General features: G+C 67.6%; 28 protein-coding genes. 15 read left to right on the forward strand and 13 right to left on the reverse strand.

The window, feature by feature from the left end:
* Positions 1-31 precede the first annotated feature (31 nt).
* The 13 genes from WDLP6_RS17950 to fliE all read right to left on the reverse strand — a co-directional run bounded on the left by WDLP6_RS17950 (position 32) and on the right by fliE (position 12,628).
* Positions 32-1,348: an EAL and HDOD domain-containing protein gene (locus tag WDLP6_RS17950; protein ID WP_162593438.1), complete on the reverse strand. Its 1,317-nt coding sequence runs from the start codon at positions 1,346-1,348 to the stop codon at positions 32-34.
* Positions 1,349-1,382: 34 nt separating this feature from the next.
* Entirely contained in the window at positions 1,383-3,407 is a 2,025-nt protein-coding gene (gene cheA, locus WDLP6_RS17955) for a chemotaxis protein CheA (RefSeq protein WP_162593439.1), read from the reverse strand.
* 46 nt (positions 3,408-3,453) lie between these two features.
* Positions 3,454-4,398: a flagellar motor protein MotB gene (gene motB / locus WDLP6_RS17960; protein WP_162593440.1), complete on the reverse strand. Its 945-nt coding sequence runs from the start codon at positions 4,396-4,398 to the stop codon at positions 3,454-3,456.
* A gap of 18 nt (positions 4,399-4,416) precedes the next feature.
* Positions 4,417-5,277 carry a flagellar motor stator protein MotA gene (motA, locus tag WDLP6_RS17965; protein WP_162568501.1) on the reverse strand — a complete coding sequence of 287 codons (861 nt, stop codon included), beginning with the start codon at positions 5,275-5,277 and terminating at the stop codon, positions 4,417-4,419.
* Between the two features lie 63 nt (positions 5,278-5,340).
* On the reverse strand, positions 5,341-5,949 hold the full coding sequence (gene flhC, locus WDLP6_RS17970) for a flagellar transcriptional regulator FlhC (RefSeq protein WP_162568502.1): 609 nt from the start codon (positions 5,947-5,949) through the stop codon (positions 5,341-5,343).
* Complete coding sequence (gene flhD / locus WDLP6_RS17975) at positions 5,946-6,287, reverse strand: flagellar transcriptional regulator FlhD (protein WP_232077478.1); 342 nt, start codon at positions 6,285-6,287, stop codon at positions 5,946-5,948. Before flhD ends, flhC begins: the two co-directional genes overlap by 4 nt.
* Before the next feature lie 379 nt (positions 6,288-6,666).
* Positions 6,667-6,966, reverse strand: coding sequence for an EscU/YscU/HrcU family type III secretion system export apparatus switch protein (locus tag WDLP6_RS17980; RefSeq protein ID WP_162593441.1), 300 nt, complete (start codon positions 6,964-6,966; stop codon positions 6,667-6,669).
* Positions 6,963-8,291 carry a flagellar hook-length control protein FliK gene (fliK, locus tag WDLP6_RS17985; protein ID WP_162593442.1) on the reverse strand — a complete coding sequence of 443 codons (1,329 nt, stop codon included), beginning with the start codon at positions 8,289-8,291 and terminating at the stop codon, positions 6,963-6,965. Before fliK ends, WDLP6_RS17980 begins: the two co-directional genes overlap by 4 nt.
* A 78-nt stretch (positions 8,292-8,369) precedes the next feature.
* Positions 8,370-8,732: a flagellar protein FliT gene (locus WDLP6_RS17990; protein ID WP_232077105.1), complete on the reverse strand. Its 363-nt coding sequence runs from the start codon at positions 8,730-8,732 to the stop codon at positions 8,370-8,372.
* 29 nt (positions 8,733-8,761) lie between these two features.
* Positions 8,762-9,184, reverse strand: coding sequence for a flagellar export chaperone FliS (gene fliS, locus WDLP6_RS17995; RefSeq protein WP_162593443.1), 423 nt, complete (start codon positions 9,182-9,184; stop codon positions 8,762-8,764).
* Positions 9,185-9,203: 19 nt separating this feature from the next.
* Positions 9,204-10,640, reverse strand: a complete 1,437-nt coding sequence (gene fliD / locus WDLP6_RS18000; protein ID WP_162593444.1) for a flagellar filament capping protein FliD — start codon at positions 10,638-10,640, stop codon at positions 9,204-9,206.
* A gap of 208 nt (positions 10,641-10,848) precedes the next feature.
* Positions 10,849-12,132: a FliC/FljB family flagellin gene (locus WDLP6_RS18005; RefSeq protein WP_162593445.1), complete on the reverse strand. Its 1,284-nt coding sequence runs from the start codon at positions 12,130-12,132 to the stop codon at positions 10,849-10,851.
* A 166-nt stretch (positions 12,133-12,298) separates the two neighbouring features.
* Positions 12,299-12,628 carry a flagellar hook-basal body complex protein FliE gene (fliE, locus tag WDLP6_RS18010; protein WP_162593446.1) on the reverse strand — a complete coding sequence of 110 codons (330 nt, stop codon included), beginning with the start codon at positions 12,626-12,628 and terminating at the stop codon, positions 12,299-12,301.
* 285 nt (positions 12,629-12,913) lie between these two features.
* Between fliE and fliF the strand changes: the two genes are divergently transcribed.
* From fliF to WDLP6_RS18085, 15 genes are all read left to right on the forward strand, one after another.
* A complete protein-coding gene (fliF, locus tag WDLP6_RS18015) occupies positions 12,914-14,644 on the forward strand; it encodes a flagellar basal-body MS-ring/collar protein FliF (protein WP_162593447.1) in 1,731 nt (576 codons plus the stop codon).
* Positions 14,641-15,639 carry a flagellar motor switch protein FliG gene (gene fliG, locus WDLP6_RS18020; protein WP_162593448.1) on the forward strand — a complete coding sequence of 333 codons (999 nt, stop codon included), beginning with the start codon at positions 14,641-14,643 and terminating at the stop codon, positions 15,637-15,639. Before fliF ends, fliG begins: the two co-directional genes overlap by 4 nt.
* Positions 15,626-16,402 (forward strand): flagellar assembly protein FliH, encoded by a 777-nt coding sequence (gene fliH, locus WDLP6_RS18025; RefSeq protein ID WP_232077106.1) that lies wholly within the window; start codon positions 15,626-15,628, stop codon positions 16,400-16,402. The genes fliG and fliH overlap by 14 nt, the downstream gene beginning before the upstream one ends.
* 138 nt (positions 16,403-16,540) lie before the next feature.
* Positions 16,541-17,950: a flagellar protein export ATPase FliI gene (gene fliI / locus WDLP6_RS18030; RefSeq protein ID WP_162593449.1), complete on the forward strand. Its 1,410-nt coding sequence runs from the start codon at positions 16,541-16,543 to the stop codon at positions 17,948-17,950.
* A 20-nt stretch (positions 17,951-17,970) separates the two neighbouring features.
* The gene (gene fliJ, locus WDLP6_RS18035) at positions 17,971-18,426 is read left to right on the forward strand and encodes a flagellar export protein FliJ (RefSeq protein WP_162593450.1); all 456 of its coding nucleotides are present in this window, start codon (positions 17,971-17,973) and stop codon (positions 18,424-18,426) included.
* Between the two features lie 17 nt (positions 18,427-18,443).
* Complete coding sequence (locus tag WDLP6_RS18040; RefSeq protein WP_162593451.1) at positions 18,444-19,823, forward strand: flagellar hook-length control protein FliK; 1,380 nt, start codon at positions 18,444-18,446, stop codon at positions 19,821-19,823.
* Between the two features lie 120 nt (positions 19,824-19,943).
* On the forward strand, positions 19,944-20,426 hold the full coding sequence (locus WDLP6_RS18045) for a flagellar basal body-associated FliL family protein (protein ID WP_162593452.1): 483 nt from the start codon (positions 19,944-19,946) through the stop codon (positions 20,424-20,426).
* Between the two features lie 21 nt (positions 20,427-20,447).
* Positions 20,448-21,446, forward strand: coding sequence for a flagellar motor switch protein FliM (gene fliM / locus WDLP6_RS18050; RefSeq protein ID WP_162593453.1), 999 nt, complete (start codon positions 20,448-20,450; stop codon positions 21,444-21,446).
* A complete protein-coding gene (fliN, locus tag WDLP6_RS18055) occupies positions 21,439-21,882 on the forward strand; it encodes a flagellar motor switch protein FliN (RefSeq protein WP_162593454.1) in 444 nt (147 codons plus the stop codon). The genes fliM and fliN overlap by 8 nt, the downstream gene beginning before the upstream one ends.
* Positions 21,879-22,364, forward strand: a complete 486-nt coding sequence (gene fliO, locus WDLP6_RS18060) for a flagellar biosynthetic protein FliO (RefSeq protein WP_162593455.1) — start codon at positions 21,879-21,881, stop codon at positions 22,362-22,364. The genes fliN and fliO overlap by 4 nt, the downstream gene beginning before the upstream one ends.
* 125 nt (positions 22,365-22,489) lie before the next feature.
* Positions 22,490-23,182, forward strand: a complete 693-nt coding sequence (fliP, locus tag WDLP6_RS18065; RefSeq protein WP_174259945.1) for a flagellar type III secretion system pore protein FliP — start codon at positions 22,490-22,492, stop codon at positions 23,180-23,182.
* 16 nt (positions 23,183-23,198) lie between these two features.
* Complete coding sequence (fliQ, locus tag WDLP6_RS18070; protein WP_162593456.1) at positions 23,199-23,468, forward strand: flagellar biosynthesis protein FliQ; 270 nt, start codon at positions 23,199-23,201, stop codon at positions 23,466-23,468.
* Positions 23,468-24,262, forward strand: a complete 795-nt coding sequence (gene fliR, locus WDLP6_RS18075) for a flagellar biosynthetic protein FliR (RefSeq protein WP_162593457.1) — start codon at positions 23,468-23,470, stop codon at positions 24,260-24,262. The genes fliQ and fliR overlap by 1 nt, the downstream gene beginning before the upstream one ends.
* A gap of 61 nt (positions 24,263-24,323) precedes the next feature.
* Positions 24,324-24,959, forward strand: a complete 636-nt coding sequence (locus WDLP6_RS18080; RefSeq protein WP_162593458.1) for a DJ-1/PfpI family protein — start codon at positions 24,324-24,326, stop codon at positions 24,957-24,959.
* Positions 24,960-25,060: 101 nt separating this feature from the next.
* The gene (locus tag WDLP6_RS18085) at positions 25,061-25,306 is read left to right on the forward strand and encodes a hypothetical protein (protein WP_162593459.1); all 246 of its coding nucleotides are present in this window, start codon (positions 25,061-25,063) and stop codon (positions 25,304-25,306) included.
* Positions 25,307-25,326 lie beyond the last annotated feature (20 nt).

Below are 25,326 nucleotides of genomic sequence, written 5' to 3' on the forward strand. Positions count from 1 at the left end.
CAAAAGCCCGGCAGATCGCGCGACGTCATGCTCAGCCCGGTGCCTCGGAGGTGTTCACGCCCTGCGTCCATGCCATCGCCCAGAGGTGCGCCGCATTGACCTGTTCGGCACTGAGGAACAAGGCTTCCGACAGGCGCGCCGCATCGCGGGCGTCGCGTTCGCAGGTTTCGGCGAGCGCGAGGAAGGGGCCGTAGATGCCGCCGCGCGCGAGGATCGCCTGCTGGACCGATTCGGCGAGCTGCACCTTGGCCAGCACTTCTTCCATCGGCACGCCCAGCAGCTGGTCGATCAGGGAAAACATGCCGACCACGAAGAGGTTGTCGGCGTCCCCGGCCGCCAGCATGCCCTGCCCCATCAGCTCGACGAAGCGGCCGCGCAGGATGGCCTGCTTCATCAGGTAGGGCGAGGCGGTCCGCGCATTGCTGGTGGCCAGCAGCAGCGAGAGCCAGCGGAACAGCGGCGAGTAGCCGAGCATGGACACCGCGTGCCGCAGCGAATGGATCTCGACGCCGACGCCGATGGCGGGCGAGTTGATGTGCCGCAGCAACTGGTAGGTCAGCACCGCATCGTGCTTGAGCGCGGACTCGATCTCGCGCACGTCGTCGTTGCGCCGGATCATCTGCATCAGCCGCATGATCAGGAGCGACTCCGGCTGCAGGACCTGATCGGTCTTCTTCAGCTGCGGCGGCGCCATGGCGCCGCCGACGAAGATCTCCAGGCGGCGCGCGGCGCAGGCGGCGAACTCTTCCCAGTTCGCGATCTGCGTCGCGATCAGGCGGACCGGCGCCGTGCCCGGCACCTGTGCGCCGCGCACCTCGGCGACGATGTCGGCGGCGCCGCTGCCGACATCGAAGTGCGTGACCAGTCCGCGCAACTCCGCTTCGATCGGGAGCGCCCGGCTGCGGCACAGCATCACGCCGTAGCCCTGCTCGCGAAGGAACAGGAGCGCACCCTGCACGTCCGGCTGCGCGAAGTCTTCCGGCCCCACGCACAGCACCACGTTCTCGGGCGGCAGCGATTGCAGTTCGTCCAGCAGCAGCGAGTCGGCATCGATGTCCAGGAACAGCGCCGTGCGGCCCAGTCGCCAGCCGGTCTTGCGGTCGTTGAGATGCATGGCCACGCAAGCCAGAAGCGCCCGCAGGTGCGCGGCGGTGCCGGCCGCCTCGCCACCCGGCGCCGCGCACCAGGCCAGCCGATAGCCGATCGCCTGCTTCTGCGGATCGAGCAGCGGCGTGGCGCTCAGGTAGCCGGCTTGGCCCGGCGCATCGCCGCGGCTGCGCGGCGGCGCGCCCGATCCGTCGTGCACCACGGCGCCTTCGGACTGGCGACGAAAGAAGTCGAATCGCATCACATCCCCTTGTCGTATCTCGCAACGTGCAGGCTCAGGCCGCCACCGCGTCCATCCGGGCCGCGCCTGCCAGCGCCGCGGCGCCCGCCGCCCGCGCGCGCTGGATGCGCGGCATGGCGCCGACGTCGACGATGAAGGCGACGCTGCCGTCGCCGAGGATCGTCGCGGCCGAGATGCCGGGCACCTTGCGGTAGTTGGTCTCGAGGTTCTTGACCACGACCTGGTGCTGGCCGAGCAGTTCGTCGACCAGGAGCGCGAAGCGCGCATCGTCGGCCTGCACGATCACCAGGATGCCCTGCGTCGGATCCGTCTGCGCGCCGCCGACGTCGAAGACGCGGTGCAGCTCGATCAGCGGCAGGTACTCGCCGCGCACCTTGATCACGTGCCCGTCGCTGGTGATCGAGTGCAGATGCTCCGACCGCGGCTGCAGCGATTCGATCACGTAGCTCAGCGGCAGGATGTAGGCCTCGCGGCCGACCTTGACCGACATGCCGTTGAGGATCGCCAACGTGAGCGGCAGCACGATGCGCGTCGTGGTGCCATGGCCGCCGCGCGAGATGATCTCCACGTGGCCGCCCATTTCCTGGATGTTGCGCTTGACCACGTCCATGCCGACGCCGCGGCCGGAGATGTCGGTGATCTGCTCGGCGGTGGAGAAGCCGGGCGCGAAGATCAGCTGCCAGACTTCCTCGTCGGGCATGGCGTCGTTCACCGGCAGGCCTTGCTGCAGGGCCTTGGCAAGGATCTTCTCGCGGTTGAGGCCGGCGCCGTCGTCGCTGACCTCGATCACGATGTTGCCGCCGTGGTGCTGCGCGGAAAGCAGCAGTTGGCCGGTCGCGTCCTTGCCCTTGGCCAGGCGCTCCTGCGGCGTCTCGATGCCGTGGTCGAGGCTGTTGCGCACCAGGTGCGTGAGCGGGTCCACGATGCGCTCGATCAGACCCTTGTCGAGTTCCGTTTCCTTTCCGAAGGTGTCCAGGCGCACCTGCTTGCCGAGCTTGGCGCTGACGTCGCGGATCACGCGCGGGAAGCGGCTGAACACATAGTCCATCGGCATCATGCGGATGGACATCACGGACTCCTGCAGATCGCGCGCGTTGCGCTCCAGATGGCCGAGGCCACTGAGGAAGCGCTCGTAGGCCACCGGGTCGAGCATGGTCGCGGCCTGCGTCAGCATCGACTGCGTGATGACGAGTTCACCGACCAGGTTGATGAGCTGGTCGACCTTCTCGACGTCGACGCGGATCGAGCTCGATTCCCTGGCGCCGGCGCCTGCGTTCGGTGTCGCGGGCGACGGCGGCGCGGGTCGGGCCGCGGCAGCGACAGCGGAAGCCGCGACCGCCGAGGGCGCGGCGACAACTGCGGGTTCGGATTCGACGGGCGCTTCGGCAGGTTCCGCCACGACGCCGATGTCGATCTGCGACTCGTCGATCAGGAAGCAGCACACGGCCGTGATGTCGCCGGGCTCGCAGCTGGTCTGCAGCACGACGGACAACTGGTCGCCGCTGCGCGTGCGCGACAGCACGCGGCCGAGGTTGCCGAGTTCGTCGGCGAGCAGATCGCATTCGCTGTCGGACAGGCGGGTGAAGCGCACCTGCAGTGCCCTGTCGCCCGCCGGTGCGGGCGCGGCTGCAGGCGCGGCGACGGGCGCCGGTGCGGGCGCGGCTTGCCGATCGCCGCTCTCGAGCGCGAGTTGTTGCAGCACTGCGCAGATGTGCGCGACTTTCTCAGGCTCGGGTTCTTTGCCAGCCTGGTAGGCAGTCAGTTGTTCTTGCAAGGCGTCCTTCGTTTCAAGAAATGCATCGATCATCGGAGCGCTCAGGCTCAGCTGGCCGTGGCGTGCCCGATCCAGGAGGGTTTCCAGCAGGTGCGTGGTGTCGGTCAGCGCGGCGAAGCCGAAGGTGGCGGCGCCGCCCTTGATCGAGTGGGCCGCGCGGAAGATGGCGTTGAGCTGTTCGCTGTCGGGTGCCTCGACGTCGAGCTCGAGAAGCAATTGCTCCATTTGCGCCAGAAGCTCGATGGCCTCGACGAAGAATGCTTGTGAAAACTGACTGAGATCCATGGGGTGCTCCGAGGCCGGACCTTGATGCCGGTAGGGTGTCTTGCGCTCAGTTCGCCCGTGCCGGCGGCTTGAACGAGGTCAGCTTGACGTTGTCTCTGGCAGGGTCCGCATTCGTCAATGTGCTGATCCGGGTGGTCTGTGCATCGCCGCTGTTCTCGCGCTCGATGCGTTCCTGCGTGCGGTGGTTGAGCACGATGACGCTGATGCGCCGGTTGATCGGGTTGCGCGGATTGACCTTGTCGAGGTGCATGCTGTCGGCCAGGCCCATCACGCGAAGCACCTTGTCCTCGTTCATGCCGCCCATCACCAGTTCGCGCCGCGAGGCGTTGGCCCGGTCGGCGGACAACTCCCAGTTGCCGTAGGACCTGTCGCCGTTGGTGTAGACGATCGCGTCGGTGTGGCCCGACAGCGTGATCTTGTTCGGCAGATCGTTGAGCGCGGGCCCGAGTTCGCGCAGGATGGCCTGCATGTGCGGCACCACGCGTGCGCTGGCCAGGTCGAACATCGGGCGGTTGTCGCTGTCAACGATCTGCAGGCGCAGGCCCTCGGTCGTGATGTCGATCAGGATCTGCGAGCGGAACTGCCTGAAGACGGGACTCTTCTCGATCAGATCGTCCAGGCGCTTCTTCATGATGGCCAGCCGGTCGGCATCGGCCGCGTCGTCGCTCTGATTCTGGCGGTCGCCGTCGCTGTCGGCATTCTTGACCTCGCCGTCGGTTTTCACCACGTCGTCGCCGCCGCCCGGAATCATGCTGGTGCTGAGGCTGCTCTTCTCACCGCCGGCCAGCGCGACGCGCAGCGGCATGCGGAAGTGCTCGGCGATGCCCTCGAGCTGCTTGGGCGAGGAGATCGACAACAGCCACATGACGAGAAAGAACGCCATCATGGCCGTCATGAAGTCGGCGTAGGCGATCTTCCAGCCGCCGCCGTGACGGCCGCCGCTGCTGGGCGCCACGCGCTTGACGATGATCCGGGCTTTCTCTGCGCTCATGGCCGGGCACCCGTGGACTCAGCGGGCCTTGACTTCCCGAACGTGGTCATCCAGTTCGGTGAAGGAAGGCCGCTCGGTCGAGAACAGCACCTTGCGGCCGAACTCGACGGCGAGCTGCGGCGCATAGCCATTCAGGCTCGCAAGCAGGGTGACTTTTGCGCACTGGTAGATCTTCATCGCCTCTTCGACCTTCTGGTCGATCAGCGAGGCCAGCGGCGAGACGAAGCCGTAGGCCAGCAGCACGCCGAGGAAGGTGCCGACCATGGCGTGCGCGATCAGCGCACCCATCTCGGACGGTGGCAGGTTGGCCGAGCCGAGCGCATGGACCACGCCCATCACGGCTGCCACGATGCCCAGGGCCGGCAATGCATCGCCCACACGGGCCAGGCTGTGCGCGGGCACTTCGGCTTCATGCCGGATGGTTTCGATTTCGTGGTCCATCAGCGCCTCGATCTCGAAGGCGTCGGTGTTGCCGCTGATCACCAGCCGCAGGTAGTCGCACAGGAACTCCATCACACCCGCGTCGGCCATGATGCTCGGGTAGCGGCCGAAGATCTCGCTTTGCGAGGGATCGTCGACATCGGCCTCCAGCTTCATCATGCCGTCCTTGCGCGCCTTGGCCAGGAGTTCGTACAGCAGCGCCAGCAGGTCCATGTAGAGCTGGCGGTTGTGCCTGGACGAGCGCAGCAGGAGCGGGAGCTCCTTGATCGTCGCCTTGATGGTCTTGCCGTTGTTGCCTGCCACGAAGGCACCCAGCGCGGAGCCACCGATCATGAGCAGCTCCACGGGCTGGAACAGAACGCCGAAGTGCCCGCCCATGAGGCCGTAGCCGCCGAAGACGGCGCCCACCACCACGAGATACCCAACCAGAACCAGCACGTGCGTCCCCTTTTGCCATCAGGCGTCAAAAATCAAAACATGGCGCCAGGCACATGGACCACGTCAGTGGATCCCTGCGCCAGCCGCCGACGGCTCGGCCGCGAACCCGGCGCCTGCCGGCGCAAGATCGGCAACCGCTTGCTCCGCGACGCGCTTGGCGCCGCGTGCCTTGCCTGCCCGGGACGGTGGGCGGCAGAGAACACAGACATAACCACTCTTGTTGTCGTGCGCATGGGCGACGAACAGGCCCTTGCAACGCGTGCAGCCGCTGAGCTGCAGCATGTCGCTGTCGAAGAAACGCACCATCGTGTAGGCGCGGGTGAAGTCGAGCACCACCTCGCCGCCGGCCGATTCGATCTGCTCGAGGTACAGCCGATAGCTCTTGATCAGGGCCTGAAGCTCGCCCTGGTCCGCCTGATCCAGCATGAACCGATAGATGTTGTAGAACATCGACGAGTGGATGTTCGCCATCCAGGTCATGTACCAATCGGTGGAAAACGGCAGCAGTCCCTTGGGCGGAGAGACACCCTTCAACTCCTTGTAGAGCCGGATCAGGCGCTCACGACTGAGGCCCACTTCGGCTTCCAGGAACTGAAGGCGTGCGCCCAGTTCAATCAGCTCGATGGCCAACTGAACCTGGCGGACTTCGCCCAGGACGCTCTTGGAGCTCATGCCAGCGCACCCACACCCTGCATCTGGCGCGCGGCCATGAGGATTGACATGTGCGCGTGCTGCAGCGTCGCATCCTTGCCTTCGCCGACCACCGCGAACATCGGATGGTCGTCCAGGCGAAAGCTGCAGAGCAGAAAGTTCGACGCGGCCAGCTTGACGATCTGCGTCAGCGACATGTTCGCCAGCAGGTCGGCCAGCTCCTTGCCGACGCCCAGGCGGAGCATCGCTGCGGCCCGGTCCTGTTTGACGAGTTTTTGCGCAAGCAGCATATAGGCCAAATTGATGTCGCTGATTTCTTTTGAAATCTCGCCATGAATTCCGCTCCTCTCGTTTTCCATTTCCACTCCGCACTCCATTCATCGAAACCGCAGTTTAAACACAAAATTTAACATGTTTAACAAAGGTAACTAAGCCATCTTGGAAAGTGAGACTTATCTGACATCACCGAGAGAACCTGTCCGACACAACCAACTCGTCGACACTCTGGGTGTAGTCCTAATTCATTCAAAATTCCGCTCACCCAGGTCTCATCAGTTTTTAGAAAAAAGTATTATTTCAAATTTAGTAACAAAAAGTACTAGTCTTAATTAATCAAGCATTTGCATGACGATTTTATTAAAAGGAAACAAAACGTATCAATTCAAAAAACAACCGTCAACGCCACGCCCGGAGTCCGCGTCGCACTTTTTTTCTTCTCTCCCGGCTTATATCGGCAGGTCAGTCGAAAACTGTAGGGCTCGCCGAAGATTTGGCCGCGGCGTCGAGGCCATGGAGCCAGGCCATGATTTCGGCCACGGCAAGGTACAGCCGGGGCGGGATCTGCTGGTCGAGGTCGACCTGCATCAGAAGCCGCACCAGATCGGGCGATGCATGAACGTACAGGCCGTTCGCCCGCGCCTCGCGCATGATCGATTCGGCCACCACCCCGTAGCCCTTGGCCACGACCGTCGGTGCCCCGGCAGGGTCGGGACGAGACAGTGCCACGGCACTTTGGCGATCGTCCATTGCGCTGTTCATGGCCGAGGCATTCCGGTGATCTGGAGATCCTGCAGTCGAAGACCGATCGTCTCGAGGCGGCGAGCCAGTGCACGGCCCTCCACCCGCAGATCGGCCAGCGTGCCCGGGTCGCTGGCCGCGACCTGCGCCTGCACCATCGGTTCTGCGAGGCTCAGACGCACATCCACGGCGCCCAGCCTCGGCAAGCTGAGCGAGAGCGTCGTCGTCCACCGGCGCGCGGGCGCTTCGTCCGTCGCACCGGCATGCCGGCCCGCGGCCTCGTCCTCGTTGTCTTCGCGGATGGACCACGCCATGGGTGCGCCGGGCCATGCCTCGCCGCTCCAGCGGAAGACGGCCGTGGCCAGAAGATCGAGCTGCTGGTGGACGATCGTCGCCGCCTGGGGATGAATGATGTCGGCAGGCGCCAGCGCCCTGGCCGCCCCGCTCGTCGCCGACACGCCTTCCGCGCCAGGCGCGGTGTCGGCCAGGCGATGCAGCGCCGCGGTGTCCAGCGCCGTTCCCGTCGCCACGGCATCGGTCTGGCGATAGGTTGCCTGCACGCGCACCGCATCGGCGCGAAGGGCGCCGGCGGCAGCGTGCGTTTCGGAAGGCGATGCAGCGACGCGTGGCGCGACGGCGCCGCGTTCCTCGGTCACGCCGGGCGGACGCGCGGCGGCCGGCGACGATGCGGCAGACTCGATGGACGCCGGTGCGTCGGCCGCTTCGGAGAGCAAGCCGGAGATTGCACCGGGCCCGCCATCGGCGACCGGCCATGCCGGGCTCGCACCCGGCGCCGCGCGCACCGGCGTACCGGCCGTCGTCACCTCAACGCGCGTTGGCATCGGTCGCGAAGACGCCGCAGCCGGCGCGCCCCAGGCCGCCTGCGGCTCCTGCGCGAGTTGCGCCAGCGTGCGCTGGCCGGCAGCGAACTGGGCCAGATGCGATTCGTAGAAGAGCCCGCTCACGGACACCGCTCGCGCCAGCGTGGACGCGAGTGCTTCGGCCGACGGCGTACTCGCGGAGGGCCAGACCGGCGCGGCGTCGCGCACCGGTCCCGCATCCGCCCGGATTTCCGCCAGCAGGACGCCAATCGCGCGTGCCGCCACGGAAAGCTGCGCGGCAGGCGCCGGCGCCATGGCCGGCTGCGACCCGGCAGGCGCGTCGGCGGCGATCTGCCGATCGAGCGCGGCGTTGGAAAGCAGGCGAGTGTCGTTGTCGACCTTCTGGGCCTGGATCACCGGCCCCGGTCCCGCGATCTCGACCTCGGACTTGATCGCCAGCACGTCCAGCCGCTGCGAAAGCTTCGCGGCGAGCAGCGTGTCGATCAGTCCGGTCAATCCTGTCATAAGACAACCTCCGCCTTGCGGGCTGCGGTGCGAGCGCCTTCGGGCGGCCGGGCGGCACTCATGACGCGAGTGCTCTGCTCAATGCGGCAGTCCGTAGATCTTGTCCAGATTCTTCTGCTGCTGCAGGAAGGACATTCTCGCCACCAGCTTTTCCAGTTGCGGCTTGACCAGCTGGCAGACCTCGTCCTGATCGGCATGGATGCGTTCCATCATCCGCCGCGCTTCCTGCATCTGCTCCGAGTCCAGCAACTCCATGGGTTCGACGACCTTCAGGCGCTCGACGATCTCCGCACATTGGATCTCCAGTTCGGGAAGCCGGCCCCACTCCTTCGCGCGAGCCAGCTTCACCATGAGTGCAAGGCACGCGGCGAGTTGGCTGTAGCAATGAATGACCTCACTTCGGGTTGCCATTTTTCTCCCTGTCTGCTGTTCGGCTGTCATGTCGGGCAGCGTTGTCCTGTAGTAGTTGATCAGCGGCCGGGACGGCCGACATCGATTTCACGCCATGCCGAGGCGACGTTCTCGAGCAGCCGGTCGGCTTCGTCGAGCGCGCCGGCGTCGTTGCGCAGGTTGGCCCGCAGAAGACGCTGGTTGATGTAGTCGTAGAGCGCCGCCAGGTTGCCGACCAGCTCCGCACCACCGGCGCCCGCTGCCTTGGCATCGAGGCTGGCCTTGAGCCCGCCGTCGATGATGCTGATGGCATGCGAGATCGCCTTGCCCTTGGCCGGTACATCGCCGTGGGCCATGTGGTGCCGCGCCATCGCGAGCGCCGTCTTGGCGCCGTCGAACAGGAGGCAGATCAGCTGATGCGGCGATGCGCTCATCGCACCGGTTTCCACGCCGACTTGCGCGTAGGCGCTGGCGCCGGTTCGATAGGTGTGGGGTGTGTACATCGAGGGCTCCGGGCGGGTCTTACTTGTTCATCGCAGCGAACTGCTGCGTGAGGTAGGTCATGGTGTTGTTCATGCTGCTCATCAGCACGTCGAGCTGATTGAACTGCGCGCGATAGCGGGCCACCGTGTCGTCGACGCGCGCCGACATGGCCGTGTACTGGTCGTCGAGTTGCTTGAGGGTGGTGTTGATGCCGTCCGTCGCGGTCTTCAGGGCACCGCCGCTCGAGGTCACATTGGTGACCAGGGCGCTCAGTTGTTTGCCATAGCCGGCCGTGCTGCCGTCCGCGCTGGCGAACAGGTGCGAGACGCCCTCGAGGTTGTTCGCCAGCGCGGCGTTGAGCTTGTCGGAGTCCACCGCCAGCGTGCCGTCCTTCTGGAAGGAGACGCCGATCTCGGACAGCACCTTCATGTCGTTCGGACCGCCATCCTGGGGCGTGGTCAAAGTCTGCCGGATGCGCGTCTGGAGGTTGCGCAGCGTCGCGTCGCCGAGCAGCGGAGCCGCCTGTTTGGTGTCTGCGTTGTAGGCCGTCAGCGTGGCGGCCATGCCTTGCAGGCCGTTGAAGGCCTTCACGAAATCGTTGACCGCCGACGCCACCGATGCGGTGTCCGTGCTCAGGTTCACGTTGCTGCTGCCGATCTTCGCCACGTTCAGCGTGGTGCCCTGGATCGCCTCCTTGACCGTGTTGCTGGCGCTGGTGATGGCGATGCCGTTCACCGTGAGCTGCGCATCCTGGCCCTTGAGAGTCTGCTGCATGCTCTGGGCGCCGGCCGGGTCGTTGCCGAGCAGGTTCTGCAGCGTGGCGTCGCCGGTCACGGAGATCTTCATGCTCGACGCCTGGCCGGTCTGCGTGGAGGTCAGCACCAGGCGGTTGGGCGTGCCGCTGCCGTCGTTGACGATGCTGGCCGTGACGCCGATCTTGGCCTTGTTGATGGCGTCGCGGATGCCCTCGAGCGTGTCGTTGCTGGCGTCGATCGTGATGGGGGCCGCCGTGCGGGTGGTGTCCGGCGTGAAGCCGGCACCGGTGTACGTGCCGGTCGCCGCGTCGAAGCTGCCGCCGGTGATGGTGCCGAAGTCGAAGCTGATGGTGCCGTGGCCGATCACCGTCTTCGCGCTGGCCTGGCCCGTCGCGACCAGCGCCTGCGACTGCGCCATCTGCGTGACGTTGATCGCGTAGCTGCCGGCGACCGCGGTCGTGTCGGTCGTGGCGGACAGCACGTCCGACGCGCTGGAGCTCGCCTTGACGCCCTGGAACAGCGAGGGTGCGGACAGCTTGTCGGCCGCGGCCTGCAGCGTGTTGAGCGAGCTCTGCAACTGCCCATAGGCCGACAGCTTGGTGGTGTAGCTCGTCTGGCGGCTCTGCAGATCGACCAGCGGCTGGCTTTCCGCCGTCTGGAGCTGCGTGAGCAGGGTGCTCAGATCGAGACCCGATCCGACGCCGATGCTGCTGATGGTCATGGTGCGATCATTCCTGTCATTGAACGCGTGCCGGCCGCCGGGGCCATGGCGCGCGATTGAAAATTCGTTGCGCTTCGCTGTCCTCTGCGGTCTCGGCCTTCGAGACCCAGACCGCAGAGGACAGCGCAGGCGGCTTCGGGCCGAAACCCGAACGCCTGCACCCAACCTTGCCCTTCCCTTTCGGGAAGGGCCTGACGCGTCTTGCCGTTTAACGCAGGAGCGAGAGCACGCCCTGCGTGGTCTGGTTGGCCTGGGCCAGCACCGAGGTGCCGGCTTGCTGCAGGATCTGCGCGCGGGTCATGTTCGACACTTCCGTTGCGTAGTCGGCGTCCTCGATGCGCGAACGCGAGGAAGACAGGTTGGTCACCGTGGTGCCGAGGTTGGAGATCGTCGAGTCGAAACGGTTCTGCACCGCGCCGAGCGAGCTGCGCAGGTCGTCGACCATCTTCAGCGCGGCGTCGATCGTCTTCATCGGGTCAACCGACGAGGCACCGGCGAACTGGGCGGTCGGGGTGGCCGTGCTCAGTTCGATGGCGGTCGGGGTCGTGTCGGTGGCAGTGGCGCCGCCGTTGGCGATCGAAGCCGCGGTGATGTCGAAGTTCTTGCCTTGCACCGTCACGTAGCCCGTGGCCGCGCCGGTGGCATCCACGCCGACCTTGATGTGCTGGTTGGCGAGCGTCACCGCAGGCGTCACGCCGTTGTCGGTGTCGGTGAAGCCGACTTGCGCGGTGTTGAGCACGACCTTGCCGGTGGTGTCATCGACCGAAGCGGCATAGAAGTCGCTGCCGGACTGGACGACGAAATTGGCCGTCGCAGCACCGTTCTTGTCGAGCACGTTGTGCAGGCTCAGCGAGCTGCCGCTGACGCCGAGGTCCGTCGCGACGGCCGACAGGTCGACCGCGGCGGGCGTGCCGCTCAGGTTGGTCTGCGTGATCGCCGCGCTGGTCGGCAGCGCGTTGTTGGCCACCGAGAAGCCCTTCAGGCCGAGCGTCGAGGTGTCGATCTGCTTGAGGTCGATGTTGATGGTTTCACCGTCGTTGGCACCGACCTGGATGCTCAGCGGCTTGGCACCGGCCGAGAGAACCTTCACGCCGTTGAAGTCGGTCTGCTGCGAGGTGCGATCGATTTCGGCCAGGCGCTGCGTGATTTCGTCCTGAATCGACTTCAGGTCGGAGGGCGAGTTGGAACCGTTGGCGGCTTGCACGGCCAGTTCGCGAACGCGCTGCAGGTTGTTGTTGACTTCGGTCAATGCACCTTCCGTCGTCTGCGCCAGCGAGATGCCGTCGTTGGCATTGCGCTGTGCAACCGTCAGGCCGTTGATGTTGGCCGTGAAGCGGTTGGCGATGGCCTGACCGGCGGCGTCGTCCTTGGCGCTGTTGATGCGCAAGCCCGACGACAGGCGCTGGATCGCGGTGTTGAGCGATGCCTGCGACTTGTTCAGGTTGTTCTGCGTGAGCAGGGAAAGTGAATTGGTGTTGATGACTTGCGCCATTTTCGACTCCTGATTGACAAAGGTTGTGGAAACCGGCACGAGGCCGTAACGCTGGACCCGCTCTTTGTGGTGAGACTCAAGCCATCGTTGAGTTAGTTATCGGCAGGGGTTTCCAAACATTTAGGGGGGCCGTCAAAAAAGCGCGCGCTCACCCTGCGCGGGCCGGTCAGGCTGGCAGGTTCATCACTTCCTGGTAGGCCGCGACCAGGCGATTGCGCACCTGCAGCCCGGTCTGGAAGGCCACGTTGGCCTTCTGCAGGTCGACCATCACGTCGTTGAGCGCGACGCCGGGCTTGCCCAGCTCGAAGGCTTCGGCCTGGCCGTAGGCCTGCTGCTGCGCGCCGCTGATGTTGTCGATGGAGCGCTTGAGCTCGGCGGCGAAGCCACCCGGTTCGGCGCCGGCAGCGGAGGCCGGGCCGTCAGGCGGGGCGAAGCCTGCCTGGAGCGCGGTGGCGCGCATCTGCTGCAGGACGGACTCGATGGCGGAGATCGACATGGCTGATCTTTTCCTTGTGGCTTTCGGGTTGGCATGGAAGCACCGATGCGCTTCCGGGTGCCGTCAGCGTAGCAGCGCAAGGCCTTTGGGCATGCCGCCAACTGATGGCAAAAGCCCCGGCTGTTCGACCAATCGAAATCGCACCGGCTGCAGACAATGAACGCCGAAACGAACAGCCTGCCAGTGACACCACCAGCCCCGCGGCATGACCTCTGAACATCGACGACTCCCCTTCCTCTCCATGACCATGGCCCGCCTGGCACCTGTCGTCATGGGAGTCCGCGCATGAGTTCGACGGCCGCTCTGGACGGGGCCGCGACGCCCGCGCCGCAGCTGCTCGACAAGCTGCGCGCGCAGCCCAGGCTGCCCTTCATCATCGGCGCGGCGGCGCTGGTGGCGGCGGCTGCCGCCTTCATGCTCTGGAGCCGCGCCCCTGACTACAAGGTGCTCTACACCAACGTGTCGGACCGCGACGGCGGCGCGATCATCGCCTCGCTGCAGCAGATGAACGTGCCCTACAAGTTCGCCGAGGGCGGCGGCGCGATCCTGGTGGCGAGCGACAAGGTGCCCGAGGTGCGCCTGCAGCTCGCCGCGCAGGGCCTGCCCAAGGGCGGCGGCGTCGGCTTCGAACTGATGGACAACCAGAAGTTCGGCACCAGCCAGTTCGCCGAGCAGGTCAACTACCAGCGCGCGCTCGAAGGCGAGCTCGCGCGCTCCATCGAGTCGATCGGCACCGTCGAATCGGCGCGCGTGCACCTGGCGCTGCCCAAGCCCTCGCTGTTCGTGCGCGACCAGAAGAAGCCCTCGGCCTCGGTGGTGCTCAACCTGCAGCGCGGCCGCAGCATCGACGAAGGCCAGGTCAGCGCCATCGTCCACATGATCTCCAGCAGCGTGCCCGAGCTCGACGCCAAGAGCGTGACCGTGGTCGACCAGCGCGGCAACCTGCTGTCCGCGGCCAACAGCGGCGCGCGCGGGCTGGACGTGAGCCAGCTCAAGTACACGCAGGAGATCGAGCAGGGCTACGTGCGCCGCATCGAGGCCATCCTGCAGCCCATCCTCGGCGCCGCCAACGTGCGCGCGCAGGTCGCGGCGGAGATCGACTTCTCGGTGGTCGAGAACACCGACGAGAAATACCGCCCCAACCAGGACCCCGCCTCGATGGCGGTGCGCAGCCAGCAGTCCAGCGAATCGAGCCAGCATGGCGGCACGCCGCCGGGCGGCATCCCGGGCGCGTTGACGAACCAGCCGCCGACCAATCCGAGCGCGCCGATCCTCACACCCAAGCCGGCCAACGGCACCGCCGCACCCGTGCCGCCCGGAGCGCCCGGCGTCCCTGCCAGCGCCACGACCACCACCACCACCGCGCCGGCCGGCCCCGGCAGCACGCGCCGCGACGTGACGACCAACTACGAACTCGACCGCTCGATCCGCCACGTGCAGCAGGGCGCGGGTGCCGTCAAGCGCCTGTCGGTCGCGGTGGTGGTCAACGACCGCGAAGTCGCCGACGGTTCCGGCAAGAGCACGGCGCGCGCCCTCACGCCCGCCGAGCTCGACCAGATCAGGAACCTGGCGCGCGAGGCCGTCGGCTTCAGCCAGGAGCGCGGCGATTCGCTCAACGTCGTCAACAGCACCTTCGCCCAGGAAGACAAGGAGCCGCCGGCACCGCAAGTCCCGTTCTGGCGCGACCGCGAGAACCTCGATCTCGGCAAGTCCATCGCCCCCTACCTGCTGCTCGCCGGCCTGGCCCTGTTCGCCTGGCTTGCCGTGCTGCGCCCGCTGATGCGCAAGCACCTCGCGCCGCCGCCGCCACCACCACCACCCGCCCCCGTGGCCGCGCCGCCGGCACCGGTCGAGGCGCCGACGCAAGCGCAGGCGCAGGCGCCGGCGCCCGAAGAAAGCCTGCAGGACCGCGAAGTGAACCGCCAGAAGGCCATCATGGACTACGCACACCAAACCGCCGACCGCGATCCGAAGCTGGTCGCCGCGCTGATCCAGCACTGGATGAACACGCCATGAGCAGCGAACTGGGAACCCGCAAGAGCGCCATCCTGCTGATGGCCCTGGGCGAAGACCGCGCCGCGGCGGCGCTGGCGCATCTGCCGACCTCCGAGGTGCAGACGCTGGGCATCGCGATGTCCAAGCTGAGCCAGGTGTCCAAGGACGAGCTGATGTCGGTGCTCACCGAATTCCGCGAGGAGACCGAGCAGCTGTCGGCCCTGCACCTGGGTTCGAGCAGCTACATCCGCGCGGTGCTGAAGAAGGCACTCGGCGACGACCGCGCCAGCAACCTGCTGGAAGACATCCTGCAGCCCGAGGAACCGCACGGCGGCATCGAGCGCCTCAACGAACTGGAGGCCGGCGAGGTCGCCGAGCTGGTGCGCGACGAGCATCCGCAGATCCTCGCCACGCTCCTGATCCACCTCGACCGCATGAAGGCGTCGGAGGTGCTCGAGAAGCTGCCGGCGCGCCTGCGCCACGACGTGGTCATGCGCATCGCCACCTTCGGCGGCGTGCAGCCGGCGGCGCTGCACGAGCTCACCGACGTGCTGACCGAGATGCTGTCGGGCCAGGGCCTCAAGCGCAGCCGCCTGGGCGGCGTGCGCACCGCGGCCGAGATCGTGAACCTGATGACCACCGCGCAGGAGGAAGAAGCCATCGCCCACGTGCGCGAACAGGACGAAGCCCTGGCGCAGCGCATCGTCGACGAGATGTTCGTGTTCGAGAACCTGCTGAGCCTGGAAGACCGCAGCATCCAGCGCCTGCTCAAGGACATCGAATCCGAGTCGCTCATCATCGCGCTCAAGGGCGCGCCGCAGGAACTGCGCGACAAGTTCCTCAACAACATGTCGCAGCGCGCCGCCGAGACGCTGCGCGAGGACATGGAGCTGCGCGGCCCGGTGCGCGTGTCGCAGGTCGAGACCGAGCAGAAGGCCATCCTGCAAGTCGCGCGCCGCCTCTCCGAGGCCGGCGAGATCGTGATCTCCACGCCGGGTACCGATGACTTTGTCTAAGCAGCCTTCCCCATCGGGCGCGCGTGCGCGCCTGGCCGCTGCCTATGTGCCCGCGCGCGCGGCCGCCGCGGGCAAGGCCGCGAAGCCCGCCGTCTCCGCCTGGGAGCGCTGGGAGATGGGCACGCTGAACGAACCGGCGGCCGCGCCGCTCCCGCCCCGCAAGAGCGACGCCACGAGCGTGCCGCTGCCGATCGTCGCCAAGGCATCGGTCGACGAAGCCGAACTGCGCCGCCTGCGCCTGGAAGCGCGTGCCCTCGGCGAAGCCGAAGGCCGCCAGGACGGCTGGACCCAGGGCCATGCCGAAGGCCACACCGCAGGGCTGGCCACCGGCCTGGCCGCCGCCAGCGCCCATGCCGAACACCTGCGCGCGCTGGCCGCGACGCTGCCGGCCGCACTGCAGCGCGCGCAGAGCGAGCTGGCCGATGCGATCCTCACGCTGGCCCTCGACGTTGCGCGCCAGGTGGTGCACCGCACGCTGCGCGCCGAGCCCGAATGGGTGCTGCCGCTGGTGCAGGACCTGCTGCATGCCGAGCCCGCGCTGCAGGGCGAGCCGCGCCTGCTGCTGCATCCCGACGATGTCGCGCTGGTGAAGAACAGCCTGGGCAACGAACTGCAGATCGCCGGCTGGCAGGTGCGCCCCGACGACACCATGGCGCGCGGCAGCGTGCGCGTGCAATCGGCCAGCGGCGAGATGGATGCGAGCCTCGAGACGCGCTGGAAAAGCGTGACAGCGGCACTGCACCGCGACGTCGATGCATCATGAGACACACCCCCAGGCTTGCCCACTTCGTGGGGCCGCCCACCCCCATGCAGGGGGCAACACCGGCGGCCCGGCCAAGCCGGTTCCGCGGTGTTCCCCGAAAAGGCCCAGCTTGCGAAGCGCTGCGGAGGCACTGAACTGATGCCAACCGTCCAGCCCAACCCCCACCTGCAATCCTGGCTCGGCACGCTCGCCCAGGCACGCAGCGACGTGAGCCGCTGCACCACCACCACGACCTCGGGCCGCCTCACGCGCGCCGTCGGTCTGGTGCTCGAAGCGGTCGGCCTTCAACTGCCCGTCGGCAGCGACTGCCTGATCGAGCTGCCGCCCGGCTATCCGCTGCGCCATGCCGAAGCCGAAGTGGTCGGCTTTGCCGGCGACCGCCTGTTCCTGATGCCGCAAAGCGAAGTGGCCGGCCTCCTGCCCGGCGCGCGCGTGTTCGCGCGGCCCGGCCTGATGGAACGCGGCGCGGTCGGCGATGCCCATACCAAGCGGCTGCCGGTGGGCGAAGGCATGCTGGGCCGCGTGGTCGATGCCGCCGGCCGGCCGCTCGACGGGCTCGGTCCGCTCGACATCAGCCGCAAGGTGCCGCTGTCCTCCACGCCGATGAATCCGCTGTCGCGCGCGCCGATCGATTCGGTGCTCGATGTCGGCGTGCGCGCCATCAACGCCATGCTCACCGTCGGCCGCGGCCAGCGCATGGGCCTGTTCGCCGGCTCCGGCGTCGGCAAGAGCGTGCTGCTCGGGATGATGGCGCGCTACACCAGCGCCGACGTGATCGTGGTCGGCCTGATCGGCGAACGCGGCCGCGAAGTGAAGGACTTCATCGAGAACACGCTCGGCGAGGAAGGCCTGGCGCGCGCCGTCGTGGTCGCCGCGCCGGCCGACAACTCGCCGCTGCTCAGGCTGCAAGGCGCCGCCTACGCGACCTGCCTGGCCGAGTACTTCCGCGACCAGGGCCGGAACGTGCTCCTGATCATGGATTCGCTCACCCGCTACGCGATGGCGCAGCGCGAGATCGCATTGGCCGTCGGCGAGCCGCCGGCCACCAAGGGCTATCCGCCCTCGGTGTTCGCCAAGCTGCCCGCGCTGGTCGAGCGCGCCGGCAACGGCGCGCGCGATGCCGAAGGCCGCGGCGGCTCCATCACGGCCTTCTACACCGTGCTGTCCGAAGGCGACGACCAGCAGGACCCGATCGCCGACGCGGCGCGCGCGATCCTCGACGGCCACGTGGTGCTGTCGCGCACGCTGGCCGAAGCGGGCCACTATCCGGCGATCGACATCGAGGCCTCCATCAGCCGCGCCATGACGGCGCTGATCACGCCCGCGCAGTTCGACACCGTGCGGCGCTTCAAGCAGATGCTGTCGCGCTACCAGCGCAACCGCGACCTGATCAGCGTCGGCGCCTACGCGCCCGGCCACGATCTGCAACTGGACCAGGCGATCGCGCTCTATCCGCGCATCGAAGCCTTCCTGCAGCAATCGATGACCGAGCGCACCGACTATGCGGACTCGATCGCGCGCATGGCCAAGCTGTTCGAACCCGCCTGAACGCACCGCAAGGATTCCGCATGCCCCAGCGACTTCCCCTCGACACGCTGACCGACCTGGAACGCACGCAGACCGACGACGCCGCGCGCCGCCTCGGCACGCTGCAGACCGCGCGCATCACCGCCGACCAGAAACTGGCGCTGCTGCAGCAGTACCGCCGCGATTACTACGACCAGCTGCAGGCGCTGATGATGCAGGGCCTGCCGACGGCGAAGTGGCGCAACTACCAGAACTTCCTCGCCACGCTCGACGGCGCGATCGACCAGCAGCGCGCCATCGCCGCCCAGGCCGCGAGCCGCGTCGACCACGGGCGCGTCGACTGGCAGGACCACAAGCGCCGGCTCAATTCCTTCGACACCCTGGCCGAGCGCGTGCGCCGGCAGGAACTGCTGGCGCAGGCCAAGAACGAACAGCGCGAGAGCGATGAGCGATCGGCGCGCAAGTTCTTCGACCGCCCCACCCACCCGATCCCCTGATGCTTTCCGGAGCCGCCATGCCTTCCATGATCCTGCCCGCCGCCCCTGCGAACGTGTCCGGCCCCGCGGCCTCGCCTTCGGGTGCGCGTGGACGCGCCGCCGATGATTCGCAAGGCGGCAGCTTCGGCGCCGCGCTGGACCGCGTGCGCACCACGGCCGCATCGACGAAGACGCGCGAAAACGCGTCCGGGCTTCCCGAAGCCGAAGCCGCCGACGCGCACAAGCCGCAGCGGGCGGCCGGCAGAAAGAGCGAGCTGTCCGCGGCCGACGTGATGGCGCTGCTCGCGCCGGCGGTGCTGCCTGTGGTGGCGGCCCCGACGCCGGCGCTGCCCGGTGCGGCGACGCCATCGCCGGGCGCAGCGAACGCGAAGAGTGCCCCGGCCGATGGCGTGCTGCCGCAGGCCGTGCACGCGGCCTCGCAGCAGATGGCTTCGTCGCAGGACGTGGCCACGGCCACGCCGGCGGCCGATGCCGATCCGGCATCGAAGTCCGATCCCGCGCCGAAGCCCGACGCCGCGCAGGATGTGGCCAAGGCCGCGCAACCCGGATCGCCGCTCGACGCCGGCCTGCGCGCCGGACTCGCCAAGACGATGCCGCCATCCGATCCCGGCAAGACGACAAGCGCCGCAACGCCCTCGTCGCCATCGCCCGCCCTGCCCGCTGCGGCGAACACGGCGCAGCCGCCGAACGCGAGCGCTGCATCGTCCATCGCCGCAGCACCCTCGACCGCCAATGCCGCCCCGGCCAACGCCGCGAAGACGAATGCGAGCGCCCCGATCGAGGCCGCCACCGCCAAGCTCGCCGCCGCGCCCGAGGCCTCGGCCGGCGACGGCGCCGATGCCGCCTCGACAACCAGCCCGCAGCCGCTGCCGCCGCTGCAGGCCCTGGTGCCGACGGCGATCGAACGGCAGACCGTCACCACGAACACCACGCCGGTGCTGACGGTGGCGCCGCCCGTCGGCAGCAGCGAATGGGGCACGGCGATCGGACACCAGATGATCCGCATGAGCACGAGCGGCCAGCATGTCGCCGAACTCAACCTCAACCCGGCGGGCCTCGGCCCGCTCAAGGTCACGCTGACGCTCGGCGACAACCAGGCGCAGGCGATGTTCGTCTCGGCCCACGAAAGCGTGCGCCGTGCCGTCGAGGCCGCGCTGCCGCAGTTGCGCACCACGCTCGCCGACCAAGGCATCAGCCTGGGTCAGACCTCGGTCGGCGCCGAGGCGCGCCAGCCCGGCCAGGGCAATGCCTTCGAACAGCAGCAGCCCCGGCCATCGAACACGCCGGACTATCCGGGCACTGCGCGCCGCGATGCCCTCGCCGCATCCGCCGCAGTGCCGGCTGCGCGGCCGAATGCCGCGCACGCATCGAAGGCCGGCCTCGACACCTTCGCCTGACCACCCGGCGCGCGGCCGCGCGGCAATGACGGGATCTGAAGCGCTTTTCCCCACTTGATCGCCCGTTCGTCCGCCGGCCTGTTCGCGAAGAATAGACCCGACCCGTTATTCAGCTCCATCATGGCTACCTCTCCTCCCGTCGCACTCGAAGCTCCTCCTGCCCGCTCGCCGAAACTGCTCATCCTTGCATTGGTGATCACGATCGGACTCCTCGCCGCCGCCGCGGCCGGCTACCTGGTGGTGCTGCCGAAACTCAAGACCGCGGAGGTGGCCGCGCCGGTGCCCGAGAAGCCGATCTTCATCGCGCTCGAGCCGCTCACCGTCAATCTCCAGGGCGAAGGCCGCCCGCGCTTCCTGCACATCGGCGTCGCGCTCAAGGTGCACGGCGAGAAGGCCAAGGCGCAGATCATGGAATTCATGCCCGAGCTGCGCAGCCGGCTCCTGATGCTGCTGGCCAACCGCACACCCGACTCGCTGGTCTCGCCCGAGGACAAGACCCGGCTGGCCGACGAGATCCGCGCCGAGCTGGACCGTCCGCTGGGCGACGACCTGAAGCCGCAGGGCATCGCCGGCGTTTCCTTCAACACCTTCGTGGTGCAGTGACCGCGTCCGGACAAGCGATCCATGGCCTATGAACAGGTCCTCTCGCAGGACGAGGTCGACGCGCTGCTGCAGGGCGTCACCGGCAGCACCGACCAACCCGCGGCGCCCCCGCCGGTGCGCGATGGCCTGCCGGCCTACGACCTCGGCGCGCCCGACCGCGTCGTGCGCAGCCGCATGCACACGCTGGAGGTCATCAACGACCGCTTCGCGCGCGGCCTGCGCAGCGCGCTGCTGAACTTCATGCGCCGCAGCCCCGACATCTCGGTCGGGCCGGTGCAGATCCAGCAGTACGGCGAGTTCGTGCGCCACCTGCCGGTGCCGGCCAACATCAACATGGTGCACATGAAGCCGCTGCGCGGCACGGCACTCTTCGTGTTCGATCCGAAGCTCGTGTTCCTCGTCGTCGACAACCTGTTCGGCAGCGACGGCCGCTACCACGTGCGGGTCGAGGGCCGCGACTTCACGCGCACCGAGCAGCGCATCATCAAGCGCCTGCTGGACCTCTCGCTGCAATGCTACGGCGACGCCTGGCAGCCGGTGTACCCGCTGAACTTCGACTACGTGCGCGCCGAGATGCACGGCAAGCTGGCCAACATCGTGGCGCCCAACGAGGTGGTGGTGAACACCACGCTGCAGATCGAGTTCGGACCGATCGGCGGCTTCCTGCACGTGTGCATTCCCTACTCGATGATCGAGCCGATCCGCGACCTCCTGTCCAACCCGATCCAGGACGAGGTCGAGGTCGACAAGCGCTGGGTCACGCAGATGTCGCGCCAGATGCAGAGCGCCGACGTCGAGCTGCGCGCCGACTTCGTGACGCTCTCCTCCACCATCGGCGAGGTGCTCAAGCTCCAGGTCGGCGACGTGCTGCCCATCGAGCTGCCGACCACGGTCACCGCCAAGGTCGACGGCATCCCGGTGATGGAGTGCGGCTTCGGCATCTCGAACGAGCGCTACGCGCTGCGCGTGCAGCACATGATCACCCACCAAGACAGCGATTCGAAGAACGACCATGACTGACAACACCTCCTCCGCCGGCGACGCGGACGACTGGGCCAGCGCGCTGGCCGAGCAGACCGCGGCCGCCGCGCCGGCCGCCGCACCCGCACCGGTGGCAGCACCGGCCACCGCGCAGGTCTTCCAGCAGATCCAGGAAGCGGCACCGCCCGCACCCGGCACGGTGACCTCGCCCGTCGATCTCACGCGCGTGCTGGACGTGCCCGTGCAGCTCACCGCCGAGATCGGCCGCACCCGCATCACCATCAAGAACCTGCTGCAGCTCTCGCAGGGTTCGGTGGTGGAACTCGACGGCCTCGCGGGCCAGCCGCTGGACGTGCTGATCAACGGCTACCTGATCGCGCAGGGCGAGGTGGTGGTGGTGAACGAGAAGTACGGCATCCGGCTGACCGACATCATCACGCCGTCCGAACGCATGCAGAAACTCGCGCGCTCATGATCCCTGCAAGGCACCGGCCGCAGGCACCGCGCGCGCTGGCGTGGATCGCGGCGCTGGCCGCCCTCCCCGCGCAGGCCGCGCTGCCGACCGTGCACACGCCGGTCGCGGAGGCCGCGCCGGCGGTCGGCGCCTCCGGCATGCTGCAGGCCGGCTTCGGCATGCTGGTCGTGATCGGCCTGATCTTCGCGTGCGCCTGGCTCGCGCGCCGCTTCGGCCTGCAGCGCTTCGGCGGCGGCCAGCTGGTGAAGGTGCTGTCCAGCTCGATGGTCGGCCAGCGCGAACGCGTGGTGGTGGTCGAGGTCGGCGCGACCTGGCTGGTGCTGGGCGTGACCGCGAGCCAGATCAACACGCTGCACACGCTGCCGGCCCAGGCCTTGCCGAACGCGCCCGCCGCAGGCGACGCGCCCGCGCGCACGCCGATCGACCTGTTCGCGCAGAAGCTGCGCGAGTCGCTCGGCGTCAAGCAGCGTCCGGCCGCATGAGCCGACCGGCCGTTCCGAAGGCGAATACCGAAGCGCTGCTGCGCGAAGGTGCTCCAGTGCCCCGCAACGCCTTCCTGCGCCGCGGCCTGCGCGGTGCGCTCCTGCTGCTCGCGGCCGTGCTGCCGATGGCCGCCTGGGCGCAGGGCCTGCCCGGCCTGACCAGCACGCCCGGCCCCGGCGGCAGCCAGACCTGGTCGCTCAGCGTGCAGACGCTGGTGCTGCTGACTTCGCTGTCCTTCCTGCCCGCGCTGCTGCTGAGCATGACCAGCTTCACGCGCATCCTGATCGTGCTGGGCTTGCTGCGCACCGCGATCGGCACGCAATCGTCGCCGCCCAACCAGATCCTGGTCGGCCTGTCGCTGTTCCTGACCTTCTTCGTGATGTCGCCGGTGTTCGACAAGGTCTACACCGACGCCTACAAGCCGCTCTCGGAAAACAAGATCAGCGCCGACAAGGCATTGGAGCGCGGCATCGAGCCCTTCAAGACTTTCATGCTGCGCCAGACGCGCGAGAACGATCTCGCGCTGTTCGCGCGCCTGGCCAAGGTGCCCGACATGCAGGGCCCCGAAGACGTGCCGCTGCGCATCCTGCTGCCCTCCTTCGTCATCAGCGAATTGAAGACCGCGTTCCAGATCGGCTTCACCATCTTCATTCCCTTCCTCATCATCGACCTCGTGGTGGCCAGCGTGCTGATGTCGATGGGGATGATGATGGTGCCGCCGGCCGGCATCGCGCTGCCCTTCAAGCTGATGCTCTTCGTGCTGGCCGATGGCTGGCAGCTGCTGATCGGCGCGCTGGCGCAGAGCTTCTACACCTAGCCGCGAGGAGCCAACGATGACACCCGAAACCATCATGTCCATGGGCTCGCAGGCGATCCAGGTCTCGCTGCTGCTCGGTGCGCCGCTGCTGCTGGTGGCGCTGGTCGTCGGCCTGGTGATCAGCATCTTCCAGGCCGCCACGCAGATCAACGAGGCCACGCTGTCCTTCATCCCGAAACTGCTGGCCGTGTTCGTCACCCTCGTGATCGCGGGCCCCTGGATGCTCGGGCAGATGCTCGACTACATCCGCGCGCTGTTCGCGAGCATCCCGCAGCTCGTGGGCTGATGCCGCCGGTCTTCTCGGTCACCTCGGCCCAGCTGACGGCGTGGCTGGTTGCCTTCCTCTGGCCCTTCGTCCGCATGCTGGCGCTGGTCAGCACCGCGCCGGTCTTCGGCGAGATCTGGGTGCCGCGGCAGGTCAAGGTCGCGATCGCGGCACTGCTCGCGCTCGTGCTCGCGCCCACGCTCGGGCCGCTGCCCCCGGTACCGGTGGTCTCGGTCGGCGGCATCTGGATCCTGGTGCAGCAGGTGCTCATCGGCGTCGCGATGGGCTTCACCATGCGCATGGTCTTCGCCGCCGTGATGGCGGCGGGCGAGTACATCGGCCTGCAGATGGGCCTGTCCTTCGCGTCCTTCTTCGATCCGATGAGCGGCGGCTCCACCATGGTCGTGGCGCAACTGCTCAACATGCTCGCGATGCTGATCTTCATCGCCGTCGATGGTCATCTGCTGCTGGTGTCTGCGCTGGCTGACAGCTTCCAGACACTGCCCATTGCCGACGCGCCGCTGGCCGCGCAGGGATGGATGTTCCTGGTGCTCGGTGCGAGCCGGATCTTCTCGACCGGGGTGATGCTGTCGCTGCCGCTGGTGACGGCGCTGCTGACGCTCAACCTTGCGATGGGCATCCTCAATCGGGCTTCGCCGCAGTTCAGTATCTTTGCGGTGGGGTTTCCGCTGACGCTGCTGGCGGGGGTGGGGATGTTGGGGTTGTTGATGCCGCAGTTGGGGGCGTTTCTGGAGCCGCGGTTTGCGGATGCGCTGGCTTCGCTGCTCGGGTTGACCCAGGCGTTGCATCGCTGAGTCCTCGGTAGGATGGCGTCATCCCTCATTCGTTCAGCCGCGCACGCACAAGGTCCTGCTCATGAACTTCGGCATCCTCGTTTTCAATGAAGTCGAAGAACTCGACTTCGTAGGCCCCTGGGAAATGCTCACGATGTGGAGCAAGTTCGCAGACGGCCCGGCCCCCTGCCTCATCGTCAGCCAGTCGCCCGGTCCGGTCCGATGCTCGAAGGGCCTGTCGATCAATCCCCACGTGTCCTTCGCCGATTGCCCGCCGCTCGACCATCTGCTGGTCCCCGGTGGGCAGGGCACGCGCCGCGAAGTCGACAACCCGGTGCTGGTCGACTTCGTCGCGCAGCAGGCCAGGCATTGCCAGGCCGTGCTGTCGGTCTGCACCGGCGCCTTCGTTCTGCATGCGGCCGGGCTGCTGTCGGGCAAGAAGGCAACCACGCACTGGGGTTCGCTCGAACGCCTGCGCGCGCTCGGCGACGTGACGGTCGTGGAAGAGCGCTACGTGCAGGACGGCAAGGTGTGGTCATCGGCGGGCGTGTCCGCCGGCATCGATCTGATGCTCGCCTTCATCGCCAGCGTCGGCGGCGATGAAGCCGCGGGCAAGGTGCAGTTCGGCGCGGAGTACTACCCGTCGTCCGTGCGCTACGGCGGCTTCGAGAAACATGCGCAGGCGCCGGCCTATCTCCGGGGAACGAGAGAAGGCTGAGTGGCGCCGGTGTCGGACTCCGCCTACCTTGCGCCCCGCTGCTTGCCGCTCGCTCTCGGGCTGCATGGATCTAGTGTGGTTCCTCAACCCAAGGAGCCGCGATGAACCCACCCGACAAGGACAAGGACCTGCAAGGCGAAGGCAACTACGACGCCACGCGCCGCTACGACAAGGCGCAGCGCGAATTCGTCGAGGCCGGCAAGGTCGAGCCGGCCGCGCGCGCGGCCAAGCCCCGTGACGCGGCCGAGGCCGAAGACATGAAGCGCGCCGAAGAGGCCGGCAAGTCGCACGTCAAGGGCGAGGACCCGGCGCTCAAGGATCCGCGCCTGGTGCCGAAGCAGCCCTGAGCGGCGCTCGGCACGCCGCG

Source organism: Variovorax sp. PBL-E5, assembly GCF_901827185.1.
In the GTDB taxonomy this organism is placed as follows: Bacteria; Pseudomonadota; Gammaproteobacteria; order Burkholderiales; family Burkholderiaceae_C; genus Variovorax.